The sequence below is a fragment of the Rheinheimera riviphila genome (assembly GCF_004005945.1).
Classification (GTDB): Bacteria; Pseudomonadota; Gammaproteobacteria; order Enterobacterales; family Alteromonadaceae; genus Pararheinheimera; species Pararheinheimera riviphila.
Genome location: NZ_SACS01000001.1, coordinates 315,861 through 330,712 on the forward strand (window position 1 = coordinate 315,861; position 14,852 = coordinate 330,712).

The 14,852-nt window shown below is 49.3% G+C and carries 13 protein-coding genes; 3 read left to right on the forward strand and 10 right to left on the reverse strand.

The features are described 5' to 3' along the window. Positions 1 to 25: 25 nt before the first annotated feature. Both zapE (EOE67_RS01305) and EOE67_RS01310 read left to right on the forward strand, forming a co-directional pair. Complete coding sequence (gene zapE / locus EOE67_RS01305) at positions 26 to 1,147, forward strand: cell division protein ZapE (protein WP_127697247.1); 1,122 nt, start codon at positions 26 to 28, stop codon at positions 1,145 to 1,147. A 142-nt stretch (positions 1,148 to 1,289) separates the two neighbouring features. Then, entirely contained in the window at positions 1,290 to 5,102 is a 3,813-nt protein-coding gene (locus tag EOE67_RS01310; RefSeq protein ID WP_127697248.1) for a two-component regulator propeller domain-containing protein, read from the forward strand. 8 nt (positions 5,103 to 5,110) lie between these two features. Here the strand turns inward: EOE67_RS01310 and EOE67_RS01315 are convergent, their stop codons facing one another. Next, a complete protein-coding gene (locus tag EOE67_RS01315) occupies positions 5,111 to 5,539 on the reverse strand; it encodes a methylglyoxal synthase (RefSeq protein ID WP_127697249.1) in 429 nt (142 codons plus the stop codon). Between the two features lie 132 nt (positions 5,540 to 5,671). Further along, entirely contained in the window at positions 5,672 to 7,165 is a 1,494-nt protein-coding gene (gene ilvC, locus EOE67_RS01320) for a ketol-acid reductoisomerase (protein WP_127697250.1), read from the reverse strand. 262 nt (positions 7,166 to 7,427) lie between these two features. Here ilvC and ilvY point away from each other — a divergent pair, with 262 nt between their 5' ends. Beyond that, positions 7,428 to 8,336, forward strand: a complete 909-nt coding sequence (gene ilvY, locus EOE67_RS01325) for an HTH-type transcriptional activator IlvY (protein WP_127697251.1) — start codon at positions 7,428 to 7,430, stop codon at positions 8,334 to 8,336. Between the two features lie 133 nt (positions 8,337 to 8,469). On the opposite strand, the gene EOE67_RS01330 is transcribed toward ilvY, so the two are convergent. From EOE67_RS01330 to zapE (EOE67_RS01365), 8 genes are all read right to left on the reverse strand, one after another. Continuing rightward, the gene (locus EOE67_RS01330; RefSeq protein WP_127697252.1) at positions 8,470 to 8,949 is read right to left on the reverse strand and encodes a ClpXP protease specificity-enhancing factor; all 480 of its coding nucleotides are present in this window, start codon (positions 8,947 to 8,949) and stop codon (positions 8,470 to 8,472) included. A gap of 3 nt (positions 8,950 to 8,952) precedes the next feature. After that, positions 8,953 to 9,591, reverse strand: coding sequence for a stringent starvation protein SspA (gene sspA / locus EOE67_RS01335; protein ID WP_127697253.1), 639 nt, complete (start codon positions 9,589 to 9,591; stop codon positions 8,953 to 8,955). Between the two features lie 68 nt (positions 9,592 to 9,659). Continuing rightward, on the reverse strand, positions 9,660 to 10,400 hold the full coding sequence (locus EOE67_RS01340; RefSeq protein WP_127697254.1) for a cytochrome c1: 741 nt from the start codon (positions 10,398 to 10,400) through the stop codon (positions 9,660 to 9,662). Next, entirely contained in the window at positions 10,400 to 11,674 is a 1,275-nt protein-coding gene (locus EOE67_RS01345) for a cytochrome b (protein WP_127697255.1), read from the reverse strand. The genes EOE67_RS01340 and EOE67_RS01345 overlap by 1 nt, the downstream gene beginning before the upstream one ends. Then, on the reverse strand, positions 11,674 to 12,267 hold the full coding sequence (petA, locus tag EOE67_RS01350) for a ubiquinol-cytochrome c reductase iron-sulfur subunit (protein ID WP_068067651.1): 594 nt from the start codon (positions 12,265 to 12,267) through the stop codon (positions 11,674 to 11,676). The genes EOE67_RS01345 and petA overlap by 1 nt, the downstream gene beginning before the upstream one ends. Positions 12,268 to 12,650: 383 nt before the next feature. After that, positions 12,651 to 13,043 carry a 30S ribosomal protein S9 gene (gene rpsI / locus EOE67_RS01355; protein WP_068067653.1) on the reverse strand — a complete coding sequence of 131 codons (393 nt, stop codon included), beginning with the start codon at positions 13,041 to 13,043 and terminating at the stop codon, positions 12,651 to 12,653. 16 nt (positions 13,044 to 13,059) lie between these two features. Next, positions 13,060 to 13,488: a 50S ribosomal protein L13 gene (rplM, locus tag EOE67_RS01360; protein WP_127697256.1), complete on the reverse strand. Its 429-nt coding sequence runs from the start codon at positions 13,486 to 13,488 to the stop codon at positions 13,060 to 13,062. A gap of 211 nt (positions 13,489 to 13,699) precedes the next feature. Continuing rightward, positions 13,700 to 14,794 (reverse strand): cell division protein ZapE, encoded by a 1,095-nt coding sequence (zapE, locus tag EOE67_RS01365; RefSeq protein ID WP_127697257.1) that lies wholly within the window; start codon positions 14,792 to 14,794, stop codon positions 13,700 to 13,702. Positions 14,795 to 14,852 lie beyond the last annotated feature (58 nt).

Sequence of the window (14,852 nt, forward strand, 5' to 3'; positions counted from 1 at the left end):
CCCCTAAAAACAAGGCAAGTTATTGATGTTGCAGTCTTATCAGCAGCAGGTCGAAAGTGGCCTGCTGCGCTTTGATGAAGCGCAGTGGCAAGTGCTGCAACAGCTGGCTGTGTTGGCCGGTCAGCTTGATGGCAAGCTTGATGGAGCTGGCGAGAGCAACAAGACAGGCCACCTGCCGCCCCAAGGCCTGTATATTTATGGCCCGGTGGGTCGAGGCAAAACCATGCTGATGGATTTGTTCTACCAGCAACTGGCCACCACGCAAAAAATCCGGCTGCATTTTCATCATTTTATGGCGCGGGTGCATCAGGAGTTACATCAACTCAGCGGCCAGCCAGAGCCACTGCGGCGCATCGCCAAAACCTGGGCGGCGCGTTATCAAATTCTGTGTTTTGATGAGTTTTTCGTCACCGATATCGGCGATGCCATGTTGCTTGGCACCTTGTGGCGTGAACTGTTCGCGCTGAAAGTAGTATTGGTTGCAACCTCGAACTCAGCGCCTGCGGATCTGTACGCCAACGGTTTACAACGCAGCCGGTTTTTACCGGCTATCACACTGCTGGAACAACATTGTCAGTTGTTTGCCCTTGATCACGGTGTCGACTACCGGCGTTTGCAACAACATCCGATGCGTTTTTATTTACAGCAGTCAGCCCCCGGCCAATTAGCCGAGCTAGCGACAACACACTTCGGACCTTTGCAGCCGATGTCGAAAATCCGGCTGCTAGAGCGGGACATCCCCTGTTTATGGCGCAACGAGGTTATCATCGGTTTTGATTTTATGGCGCTGTGCAGCGGTCCACGCAGTCAGCTCGATTATATGGCACTGGCCAGTCAATTCCGGGCGATTGCAGTAACTGATGTGCCGCAATTTACCAAAGTATCAGACACCGCTATTTTGCATGGCGTCGAGGAAAATTATCAGCGCGAACCGCAGGATATGTTTGTCAGCAAGCTCGATAACGAGGCCAGGCGTTTTATTGCATTAGTCGATGAATGTTACGAGCGGCAAACCTTATTGCTACTGAGCGCCGAAGTGGCCATTGCCGAGTTGTATCAGGCCAGCCAGCTGAGTTTCGCCTTTGAAAGAACCATTTCCAGGCTCCATCAAATGCAAAGCTGGACGCCGGTCAATTTCGCCAGGTGATTGACTGCACTCTCCCTCAACACCCCTGTAACTTCAAGGATGAAGGGTATTAAATTTGCTCAAAGCGTTAAAGCGGTAAATACTCAAAGCTCAGTAAAAATTAGCCAGAGGTGATGGAGTGCGAACAGGCATTTGGTGTTGCATGCTGCTTGCGCTGGTACCCTGCCATCTTGGCGCCTCCACTTTGGTGCAACAGGTTTACAGCCGCTTTATTCCACTGGAACAAACTCAGGCGCATACTTCGTCCACGGCCATGGTGCAGGATCGTTCCGGCCAAATCTGGCTTGGCACCCAACACGGTTTATATCGCTTTAACGGCACTGACGTAAAACTGTTCCGCGCCGACCCTACCAATCCCAATACTTTATCTGCCGATTGGGTCAGTTCACTGCTGATCGACCATCAGGGCACGCTGTGGATCGGCACCCGTTATGCCGGATTAAACCGCTTTGATGCAGACACCGAACGCTTTGAACGGATTGCGCAGCCGATCACCAACCACGCCGGAGTTTCCGCCGAAATTTCGGTGCTGTATCAGGATCCGAAGCTGCAAATTTGGGTTGGCAGCTACGGCTCCGGCCTGTTCCGCTGGGATCCCAAGCTACAGCAACTGGAACATTTAGCCTTGCCGGATCAAGTCGATGGCGTGTCCAGTTTGCATCTGAACGATGTGATGATGGATGAACAAGGGTTGTTATGGTTAGCGGCGGGAGATGCGCCGGTGCGCACTATGGCCGGCGCCAGTGGTGGGTTAATCCGTTGGCAACAGTCCACCAAGCAACTAACGGGTTTTCTGAAAACCGCAGATAACGTGCTGATTGGCTCCGTGAACAAACTGCGGCAAAGCGCCGATGGTACTTTGTTACTGGCCAGTTTCAGTGGTGGCTTACTGCAAATGGCAAAAAATCAGCCACGACCGGTCAGTCACATCCAACCAGAAACCTTAAAGTTGGCACAACTGACCGATATGTTGATCGATCCGCAAGGTGGTCTCTGGCTCGCCAGTTTTAATGCCGGACTCTGGTACCAACCAACACCGGACGCGCCCTGGCAACACTTCCAGCATTTGCCGCAGTTCAGCACTGGCCTGCCAAGTAACAATCTTTATGCATTGATGCTCGACCGTCAGGGCACGTTGTGGACCGTCAGCCAAACCCGCATCAGTGGTTTAAGCCGTTTTTCCAAACAAGTGCAGACCTTACCGTATGTCAGCGACCAACCCAATCTGTTGCCGGTGGGTGATGTGTTGGGTATTGATGCGGTCAATTTTGAAAAGGTCTGGCTGGCCAATCGGGATGGCGGGCTGATGCTGTTTAATCCAACCACCAAACAGCTGCAACATGTGACGCCGCCGCTAGAAGAATTAGCTTTTTCGGTACGCCAAGTGGTTGAAGATCAGCAGCAACGGCTGTGGGTCGGGACCGAAACAGGGTTGTGGCAGTATCAAAGTGACACCGGGCAATGGCAAAAAACACCGTTATTGCGGCACAGTCTGCAACAACCGGTGATTAAATCGCTGTTTGAAGACCAGCAACAGCGGTTGTGGATCGGCACCCGCGGCCATGGCTTATTTATGCTGGATGCTGCGCGCAAAAACCTGCGCCGTTATCACAGCCATGGCCAACCTACGTTTCCTTTTGATGACGTCAGTATGGTGTATCAGGACAGTTTTGATGGTTTATGGGTCGGTTCTGCCGATCAGGGGCTGGTGCGGCTCGACCCCGCCAGCGGCCAATTTCAACGCTGGCAGCAGCAACAGGCCAGCATTCACGGTTTGCAATTTAATGGGATCCAACTGATTGTTGAAGAAAACCAACAGCTATGGGTTCACGCGGGCAATGTGCGGCACCGGTTGATCCGCCAGCAAGGTCAGCCGACAAAAGTGCTTGGGTTTAAACCCTATCTGACCGACGACGATATGGACACTGAACTCGAACAAGCCGCGTTATTCCGCTTGCTGTACCGCAAACATTGGCTGAGTGGCGCCGCCAGTTACCTGAATTTAGACGAAAGTCTTGGCATGCAAAGCGTTACCTGGGTTGGTTCATGGGACAGTCTCGACGGTCATATTTTTCGTGGTGGCAAAGAAGGCATGGACTATTTCCGCATCGCTGATTTACCAAAAGACTGGCCACTCAGCCCGCTGGAACTGACCAACCTGAGTTTGTTTAATCAGATGATCCCTCCGGCGCAGCAAGAAAGTCTGCAGTTATTGCCTGTGGTGATTGGCGCACTGGACAAACTTCAGCTGTTATATCAACAAGATATGTTCAGCATTCACTTTGCAGCTGCCGAATTTGTATTGCCGCGCCAGCTGGAATATCGTTATCAACTCGCCGGTTTTGACCGCGACTGGATCCTGGCACAAAGACCCGTTGCCACCTACACCCGACTGCCACCCGGCACCTATACCTTTGAGGTTGAAGCCCGCATCAGCGGTGGCAGCTGGCAGACCGCACGGCGACTACCAGTACACATTTTACCACCCTGGTGGATGACCTGGTGGTTTCGCAGCGGCTTGGTGGCGCTTGTGCTTTTCACCGGTTGGGCCTGGTATCAGCAAAAAATGACCCGGCAACTGGAGATGCGGCGCAAGCTCGAGCTGCTGGTAACGCAGCGCACCGAAGAGCTCAGTCATAAAACCGACCAGCTGCAGGAAAAACATCAGGCATTACAACGCTCTTATCAGGACGTGACACTATTGCAGCAAATCAGTACCGAAATCACCGCATCACTGGATTTAAAACAAGTGCTGACCCGCTGTCATCACCATTTAAGCGAAATTCTGGATGCGCATGTGCTGCTGATTGGTATTTATCGCGAGACCGAGCATAAACTCGATTTTGCCTTCTGGATGGAAGACAACCAGTTAGCGCCGCGTTTTGATATTGATTTAGAACAAAATTGGGCACCGGGGGTGATTTGTTTTAACAAACAACAGGAAATTCTGATTGGTAGTAATCAAGATTTTCTGCATTATCTGCCACAAATCCCAGAGCCACTGTACGGCAAATTAACCCAGTCGGTACTGTATTTCCCGTTGACGGTCAGTGGTAAACCGGTTGGGGTGTTCTCGGTGCAGAGCTTAGAGCCACATGCCTACAGCGAATCGCAAATCGCTTTACTGAGAACACTCGCCAGTTATGTCGCTATTTCTGTCGCCAACGCTGATTCGTTTGAGCAATTGCAACTAACCCAACAACAGCTGATCACGCAGGAAAAAATGGCCAGTTTAGGCGCGCTGGTCGCAGGCGTAGCGCACGAAATTAATACGCCGTTGGGTATTTGTGTCACGGCTTCCAGTCATTTACAAACCGAACTTGAACATATTCAGCAAGCACTCGACAGTAAAAATATTCAGCAAAGCCAGTTCCAGCGCTTTTTACAACACCTGCGTGAAGGACTTAAGATCCTGCAGGTGAATACCGCACGTGCCGCAGATTTAGTGCAGAGTTTTAAACAAGTCTCTGTTGATCAATCCAACGTCTCCTTGCGGGAATTTTCCCTGCGCAGTTATCTGCAAGACGTGTTACTAACCCTGAAACCACAACTGCACAAAGCCGGTTGTGCGCTGGATTTCCAATGTCCGGACGATATTGAGCTTTATACCGATCCCGGCGCTATCGCGCAGATTATTACCAATCTGGTGCTGAATTCGTTATTGCACGGCGTCAATCAGGTGCCGGACCCACAGATAAAAATCAGTTTTCTGCAGGAAGGCCGGATGGTGATTCTGAAGTTTGGAGACAATGGCGTCGGCATGGATCAACGCGCGTTAGCGCATATCTTCGAGCCTTTTTACACCACCAAACGCAACAAAGGCGGCACCGGCCTCGGCACCCATATTGTCTTTAATCTGGTCAGTGGCAGCCTAAAAGGTCAAATCGACGTCCAAAGTACACCCGGCGCCGGCCTGCATTACAAAATCAGCTTTCCGGCACGGCGGGATTACTAGCTATGTTTTTAGCCGGTGGCGCGACCAAGATAAGCGGCAAAATCCGGCACCGATCGCTGATAATCTTCCTGTAGCAGCGTCGAGTGCACAATAAAATCGGCGGTTGCTGTATTACAGGCCACCGGAATATTCCACACCACCGCCAGTCGGATCAACGCTTTTACATCCGGATCATGCGGTTGCGACGACAACGGATCCCAGAAAAACACCAGCCAATCGATTTTTTGCTCGGCAATGAGTGCACCAATTTGCTGGTCACCACCCAAAGGCCCGCTCGCTAAACAATGTACTGACAACTGCAACGCTTCAGAAATCAACCGCCCGGTGGTGCCGGTGGCGTAGAGCTGTTTCTCTTTAAAAAAACCGGCGTGCTGCTGTACCCAGGCCAGCAGTTCCGCTTTTTTCCCATCGTGGGCGACCAAGGCTATCGATTTCATAGGTTTATCCTGTGGAGTGTAGAAGACCACTTCAATGCAAAATTGACCAAAGGTCAACAGGCTCTAATATTCATGGCAAAAAAAAGCCCGGCGATTAGCCGGGCAAACAACCAAGGTCCACGTAAAACTCAGTTATTGGCTCACGACGATGCGTTTCATCGCTGTCATGTAACCACGTAAGGTTTTGCCGACGATTTCCACCGGATGTTGGCGGATAGCGTCATTCACTTCAATCAGGCGGATGTTGTCGACGCCATTCCCTTGTGGGGAGCTAGCGGCATTCACACCCTTACCCAGCAATTCAGGGCTGATGGTATTCACCAGCTCGCGCAGCATTGGCACTGCAGCGTTAGCAAACAGATAGTTACCGTATTCAGCGGTATCGCTGATCACCACGTTCATCTCATACAGACGTTTGCGGGCGATGGTGTTGGCAATCAGCGGCGTCTCATGTAACGACTCGTAATAAGCTGATTCTTCAACAATACCGGCTTCTACCATGGTATCAAACGCCAGTTCGACCCCGGCTTTGACCATCGCCACCAACAAAATAGCGCGGTCGAAATAATCTTGTTCGGCGATATGTTCAGCGGATACCGGCGCATTTTCGAAACCGCTTTGACGGGTTTCTTCACGCCAGCCAAGCAATTGTTTGTCATCATTTGCCCAGTCGGCCATCATAGTTTCAGAAAACTTACCGGCAATGATGTCGTCCATATGTTTGGCAAACAGTGGCTGCAAAATGCCTTTGAGCTGCTCAGCCAAATCAAAAGCTTTGATTTTCGCCGGGTTCGACAGGCGGTCCATCATATTGGTGATGCCACCATGCTTCAGCGCTTCGGTAATGGTTTCCCAGCCAAACTGAATGAGCTTGGCGGCATAACCTGCTTCGTAACCATCAGCAACCAGCTTGTCATAAGCCAGAATGGCGCCGGTTTGTAACATGCCGCAAAGAATGGTCTGTTCGCCCATTAAGTCCGATTTCACTTCAGCGACGAAACTTGATTCCAGGACACCAGCACGGTCACCGCCAGTGGCAGAAGCGTAAGCTTTGGCAATTGCCAGACCCTGACCTTTTGGATCGTTTTCCGGGTGTACCGCGATCAAAGTCGGCACGCCAAAACCTCGTTTGTATTCTTCCCGCACTTCGGTGCCAGGACATTTTGGCGCCACCATCACGACTGTGATGTCTTTACGAATTTGGTTACCTTCTTCAACGATATTAAAACCGTGTGAGTAAGCCAAAGTCGCACCTTGTTTCATCAACGGCATCACCGCTTTTACCACTGAGGTATGCTGTTTATCCGGCGTCAAATTTAATACTAAATCAGCCGTTGGAATTAAATCTTCGTAAGTGCCCACTACAAAGCCATTTTCGCTGGCTTGCAGGAAAGATTTGCGCTTTTGGCTAATTGCATCAGCACGCAGGGCATAAGAAATATCTAAGCCAGAATCGCGCATGTTCAGGCCTTGGTTCAGACCCTGAGCACCACAACCAACAATGACAATTTTCCAGCCTTTTAACAGGTTACAACCATCAGCAAATTCTTCTTTTTGCATGAAACGACATTTGCCCAGCTGTTTTAACTGCTGACGCAGATTCAGAGTATTGAAATAATTAGCCATGATTGCGTACCTAAAATTAGTTTCTTTGCCTGCATCGCGCTAAGCGCTGATACGTTAGGGCAGAACAGCGGCTTATGTTGCTTACGTCAGGTAAGCGATTCAAGCAGCGCTGTTTTGATGAGGCGAGAATAAGCTGTTGTTCACGTTGCGTGAAGTGATATATTCACAATATAGTATTTCACTTTTTGCAATCATCAATTAAAGCCGCTGTTTGCCTTGATCAGATTGCAGTGCACAGCCATCAATACGGGGTTTACCATTTATGGATATCCGCAGCGCCCAATTGTTTCAGCATCTGGCCAGTAGTTTGAATTTCAGTAAAACCAGCGAGCAACTCTATGTATCTCCGTCAACTTTGACGCGGATAATTCAGCGGTTGGAAGATGATTTGGGCGTGCAACTGTTTAGCCGCGACAACCGATCAGTCCGCTTAACCCCTGCCGGCGTGCGTTTTCAGCAGTTTGTGAAAAAGTACTTAGAAGACTGGCATCAGCTGCAGGTCGATTTAGCGCTTACCAGTGACGAGTTACAAGGCCAGCTGCGGTTATTCTGTACCGTCACCGCCAGTTATAGTCATTTGCCGGATATTTTGGATAAATTCAGGTTGCTCTGCCCCAAAGCCGAAATTCAGCTCACCACCGGCGATGCCGCTGCGGCGCTGGAAAAAGTCAAAAACGACGAAGCTGATGTCGCCCTTGCGGTCTATCCGCCACATTTACCGCTGAATATCGCTTTTGCCAGCATCGCCAAATTACCGCTGCAGCTCATCGCACCTACGATCCCATGTAAAACCAATGACTTACTGGCACTCAATCCCATTCCATGGCATGAAATCCCGATGATCGTGCCCGATCACGGCCCGGCGCGCGCCAGGCTGGATCAATGGCTGAAAACCGCAGGTTTTAGCCCTTTGGTGGTAGCCAAAGTAGAAGGTCACGAAGCGATGGTCAGTATGGTGGCGCTTGGTAGCGGCGTGGCTATTGCCCCGGATGCGGTGGTGCAAAACAGCCCGGTGCGCGAACGGGTGCGCGCAGTGCAGCTGGACTATCAGTTTGAACCTTTTGAACTGGGCATTTGTATGCAATCCAAACGGCTGCATGAGCCTTTAATGCGGGCATTTTGGCAGGTTGCGGCAGATAAAAAACCGTTTGAGCCAGATATTCATCGATGATGGTGCGGAAATTACGACGGTTACAGTGCAGTGCCCCCTGCTTGAGCCGACAAGCTAAATGTAGTCCCCAAAATAAAAAACCGACATCAAAGTCGGTTTTTTAACGTATCACTCTGCAATGATGAACGCTGGTTTATTTAATCACCCGCAAATGCGAAGGCTTTTTCGGTTTACCGGCTTCCTCAGCTTTTGTCGCTGGCGCAGCAGTATCGCTAGCGGCATCAACCAGATCGTCATCGGCTAACTCTTCGGCGTACAACTCATCATCCAGCATTTCATCTTCGTCTTCTTCCGGCGTAAACATGGTGCCGGCACCATTTTCACGGGCGTAAATGGCTAGCACCGAGCGCTGCGGAATATAAAGTGCAAACGGGCTACCACCAAAACGGGCGCTAAAAGTCACGGCGTCATTGCCCAGCAACAAGTTACCCACTGCTGAAGGATTGATATTCAGCACAATCTGACCATTTTGCACATGTTGGGTCGGTACTTTGACACCGGCCATCGTAGCATCTACCACCAGATAAGGCGTTAGGTTGTTATCGACAATCCACTCATAAAAGGCACGTAGCAAATAAGGCCGGTTCGGCGTCATTTTCAGATCATCTGTCATTGCTTAATACCTCGCACCACGGCGAATTTCCCGCTCGGCATCGGTCAGCGATTGCTGAAAGCCATCACGTTCAAATAACCGGATCATATAGTTTTTCAAATCTTTGCTGCCAGGACCGGAAATCTCAATCCCGAACACAGGTAAACGCCACAACAGTGCTGACATATAAGTATCCAGCAGACTGTATTCTTCGCTCATAAAATAAGGTGTTTCCTGAAACAGCGGCGCAATGGACAACAGGCTTTCACGCAAGTCACGCCGAGCTTCGGCAGCATCGTCGCCATCCTGCAGAATTTTTTCGGCCAGACCGTACCAGTCGTGTTTGATCCGATACATCATCAACCGGGTTTTGCCACGCTCGACCGGGTACACCGGCAACAACGGTGGATGCGGGAAACGCTCGTCCAGGTATTCCATAATAATGTCGGCCTGGTACAGCGCTAAATCACGATCCATTAAAGTCGGTAACGAACCATAAGGATTCACTTCGTAGACGTCTTCCGGCAAATTATCGCGACTAACCAGCAATATATCCGCAGTGACACCTTTTTCTGCCAGTACCATTCTGACCTGATGGCTGCTCATCTCGTCGGCAGCCGTAAACAACGTCATCGCAGCACGTCTGTTGGCAGATATCGCCATGAATTCCTCCGGTAAATTTAAAACGGCAAAGGGGCCACCAGGCCCCTTATCGGTCAGTCAATGCTGACTTAATGAACATCTTTCCAATATTCTTTCTTCAGCAAGAATGCCAGAACAAAGAAGATCAATAAGAAAATCATGACTTTAATACCCAGGCTACGCGATTCCAGTTTGGAAGGCTCGCCGGTGTATTCAAGGTAGTTGACCAAATCGGCAACCGCGCGATCGTACTCTTCAGTACTGAGCTCGCCAGTTCCGTCAGTGACAATACCGACATACACTTCTTTTGATTCACCATCAACCAGCCGTGTTTCATGCTGTTTGCTTGGCACGCCTTGCAGCTCCTGCAACACGTGTGGCATACCGACCAGCGGGAACACTTCATTGTTCACGCCAAATGGGCGGCTTGGATCAACATAAAAAGAGCGTAAATAGGTATAGAGCCAATCCGGGCCACGCACCCGCGCCACATTACTTAAGTCTGGTGGCGCAGCACCAAACCATCTGGCTAAGTCAGTTTTAGGTGCGGCGTTTTTGATATGGTCACCGACCTTTTTTGCGGTAAAAGCCAGTTGCTCCATGCCCACTTCATCCGGAATACCGAGGTCACGGAAAGTCCGTGAATAACGCTGATATTCCATCTGGTGACAACCCAGACAATAGTTCTGATACATCCGTGCGCCACGTTGTAACGACTCTTTATCCGTCAGGTCAATCGGTGCTTTGTCCAGGTGAACAACGTGACCGCTCGCTGCTAAAGCAGCGGATGATGCGACCAGTGCCACTGCTGCCAATAACTGTTTCAGCATTATGTTAACCTCACAGGCAATGGTTTAGTTTTTTCGTTTTTGCTGTACAACCACAGCAAGCCGAAGAACGCAAAATAAGTGAAAGAGAAAATTTGCGCCAACAGGGTATAGGTCGGTGTCGCAGGCAATACACCCAGCACGCCTAATACCACAAAGCTGATACAGAAATTCACCAGGTTCCATTTGTGCAGCGCACTGCGGTAACGCATTGAACGCACCGGGCAACGGTCTAACCATGGCAACAACGCCAGGAAAATAATCGCCAGGAACATAAAGATCGCGCCAAACAACTGATCAGGAACTGCCCGTAAAATTGCATAGAACGGCGTGAAATACCAAACCGGAGCAATGTGATCAGGAGTCTTCATTGGGTTTGCCGGTTCAAAGTTTGGCGGCTCCAGCAAGAATCCACCGCCTTCAGGGGCGAAGAAAATCACACCACAGAACACCAGTAAGAAACCAACCACACCGACAATATCTTTTACCGTGTAATACGGATGGAATGGGATCGCATCAACGATGATCTTTTTACCACCCTTGGTGAAGTATTCATGGAAAGTGAATTTATCAGACACGTTGTTTTCAACCGGCTGACCGTCGTTTGGACGTTTAACATCAATCCCATCCGGGTTGTTTGAACCGACTTCATGCAGCGCAATAATGTGCAGGAACACCAGAATCACCAACACCAAAGGTAAGGCAATAACGTGTAAAGCGAAGAAACGGTTTAAAGTTGCACCGGAAATAACGTAGTCACCGCGGATCCACAGGGTTAAATCTTCACCAATTCCCGGAATAACCCCGAAAATGGAGATAATGACCTGAGCGCCCCAGAACGACATTTGGCCCCATGGCAGCAAATAACCCATAAAGGCTTCAGCCATCAGCACCACGAAAATTAACATGCCGAAAATCCACAGTAATTCCCGTGGTTTCTGATAAGAGCCGTACATCATGCCACGCAGCATGTGCAGGTAAACCACCACGAAGAAAGCTGACGCGCCGGTACTGTGCATATAACGCAACAACCAGCCGTAATCGACGTCCCGCATGATGTATTCAACTGAGGCAAAAGCACGCTCGGCAGAAGGTTCGAAGTTCATTGTTAACCAAATACCGGTCAGGATTTGGTTGACCAGCACTAACATCGCTAAACTGCCGAAGAAGTACCAGAAGTTGAAGTTTTTTGGTGCCGGATATTGCATCACATGGAGGTTCATTTTCTCCATAAACGGCATGCGATATTCAATCCAACTCATTAGATTTTTAAACATCAGACAGTCCCCTCGTCAGCACCGATAAGCAGCACAGTGTCATTTTCGCTGAGCATATATGGTGGGATCATCAGGTTTTTCGGCGCCGGAACACCAGCGAACACCCGACCCGCCATATCGTAGGTGGAACCATGGCATGGGCAGAAGAAACCTGAAGCGATACCTTCGACATGTGCGTCAAAGTCATTCATTTTATAGGTAGGGGAGCAGCCAAGGTGAGTACAGATACCAACAGCAACAAACAATTCCGGCTTTTTCGAGCGATGTTGATTCTTTGCATAATCCGGCTGTTGCGGATCTTCAGAACCTGGATCCCGCAGGTTTGGCTCAACCTTCGTCAGGGTTTCAAGCATCTCTGGGGTTCGTTTTACGACCCAAACCGGTTTACCGCGCCATTCAACCCGAATTAGCTGGCCTGGTTCGAGTTTACTGATATTCGCCGTCACAGCTGCACCAGCTTGTTTGGCTTTTTCACTCGGGTTCCAGGAAGCTATAAAGGGAACAGCGACTCCAACTGCACCAACGCCACCTACTACTGAGGTTGCGATAGTGAGGAAGCGACGGCGACCATGATCAACTGGCGCATTGCTCATCCACTCATCTCCACGTTAAAGCTTAAATTATAAGCAATTTAAGCTGCTGAATTTCAGCGATTATTATAAGTTGCAAAATACCGAGGATCATAATGAAAAGCCCTGCCTGATACAAGGATAAAGGCTGAATCTCTTGGTTTCACAGAGCTATTTTTTCGGCTTTTTATTGATCCGCCAGCAGCCAGACCACAGGAAGCAGGAAATTTACAAGATGCTAACTGCCAGCATGACGATGGTCCCGATATAAACAGCCAAAACTATAGCAGCCAGCTGCAAAAAAAGCGCAATCGAAAATCGATTAATCACGCCGACATGGCTGAAACTGCTAAATAAAATGCAAAAAAAACCCAGCACTTGGCTGGGTTTTTTGCAGTAAAAACGAATTAACGTTTTGAGTACTGTGGACGTTTACGGGCTTTATGCAGACCGACTTTCTTACGTTCAACTTTACGCGCATCACGGGTTACGAAACCGGCTTTACGCAGTGCTGGACGCAGAGTTTCGTCGAACTCCATCAGTGCACGGGTGATACCGTGACGGATAGCACCGGCTTGACCAGAAATACCACCACCTTTAACAGTGATGTACATGTCAAACTTGCCAACCATTTCAACTAACTCTAATGGTTGCATCACAACCATACGAGCAGTTTCACGACCGAAGTATTCAGTGATAGTGCGTTGGTTGATAACGATGTTACCAGCGCCCGCTTTCAGGAATACACGTGCTGTAGAGGTCTTACGACGACCAGTACCGTAATATTGATTCTGTGCCATTATCGATATGCTCCGGTTAGATGTCTAAAACTTGTGGTTGCTGGGCAGCATGTTGATGCTCTGCGCCTGCATACACTTTCAACTTACGGAACATAGCGCGACCCAGTGGACCTTTAGGCAGCATGCCTTTGATCGCAGTCTCAAGCACCATCTCAGGTTTCTTTTCCAGCAGCTTCTCGAAAGTGATTTCTTTGATGCCACCTGGGAAACCAGAGTGAGAGTAGTACTTTTTGTTTTTCGCTTTGTTACCAGTTACAGTCACTTTGTCAGCGTTAACTACAATGATGTAGTCGCCGGTGTCAACGTGTGGCGTGTATTCTGGCTTGTGCTTTCCGCGTAAACGAAGAGCGATTTCAGTTGAGATACGACCCAGGGTTTTGCCTGCGGCATCAACAACGAACCAGTCGCGTGTTACGGTTTCTGGTTTAGCAGTAAAAGTTTTCATCAAACTATCCAAAAAAATTATCAGTTACACCTCACATAACCTTCGGGCAAAGATTATGTCGTTTATCGAACCCCTTCGAGTTCATCAAACTGCCAGGCTACGGCAGATTCAGGCTGTAACGTGGGCCGGTGGCGGATTATATAGAGAAGCTTGGGTAAAAAATAGCTGTTTTGCAAAAAAAGTCAGCAATTGCCGCCAGATAAATTGAGCGTTAGGGTAAATGAGCCAACGACAGATAATCATGCGATTGCATCTCCTGCAACCGGCTTAAGCAGCGCCTAAATTCAAAGGCTAAAATCCCTTGGCTATAAAGCTGCTCCATCGGCAGCGAAGCCGAGATAATCAGCTTCACTTTACGCTCATAAAATTCGTCCACCAAGGCGATAAAACGCCGAGCCACGTCATCATTACTTTGTCCCATCGGCGTCACTTTGGATAACAACACCGTATGGTAAATTTTGCTCAGTTCCATGTAGTCATATTGGCTGCGGGCCGATTCGCAAAGCTCGGAAAACTCAAACCAAACGATCCCTTCCGCTTCCCAGCAAGTCTTTAACGGCCGGTGCGCGATTTCAACAATGGCTTGTTGCTGACGCGGCTCCATCGATAACGCATTAAAATAATTCAATAAATTCTGATCAGCTGCACTGTCGAGCGGATAATGATAAATTTCTGCCTGGGTTAAAGTGCGTAACCGATAGTCAATGCCGCTATCGACATTAACTACTTGGGTATATTGTTTAATCAAAGCAATGGCTGGTAAAAACCGGGCACGTTGCAAGCCATTTTTATACAAACCATCCGGTTCAATATTGGATGTCGCCACCAGCGTAATGCCCCGGGCAAATAAAGCCTGCATCAAGGTGCCTAAAATCATCGCGTCGGTAATGTCCGAGACAAAAAACTCATCAAAGCAAATGATATCGATCTGTTGTTTAAAGCTATCCGCAACCAACTCTAACGGATTTGACTGCCCCGCTAACGCCGTCAGCTCTTCATGCACTTTGTGCATAAAGCGGTGAAAGTGAATGCGCATTTTGCGGTTGGTCGGTAAACACTCATAAAATGTGTCGACCAGGTAGGTTTTGCCGCGGCCAACGCCACCCCAAAAGTACAAACCCTGCAATGGCTGTGGTTGGATCTGTTTGCCGGTCAATTTCTGCCAGAAGCTTAGCTTCGCCGGCTCTTGCTGACAAAAATCATCATATAGACGTTGTAGTTGCTTCACAGCATGTTGCTGGGCAGCATCAAACTGAAAATCATCGCGGGTCAGGTCTTGTTGATATTTTTGCTGCGGCGTCGTCATGCGGGTGTCTTCGTGCTGCTTTTTGGAATATCAGCAAACCATCTGACATTCAGGCCAA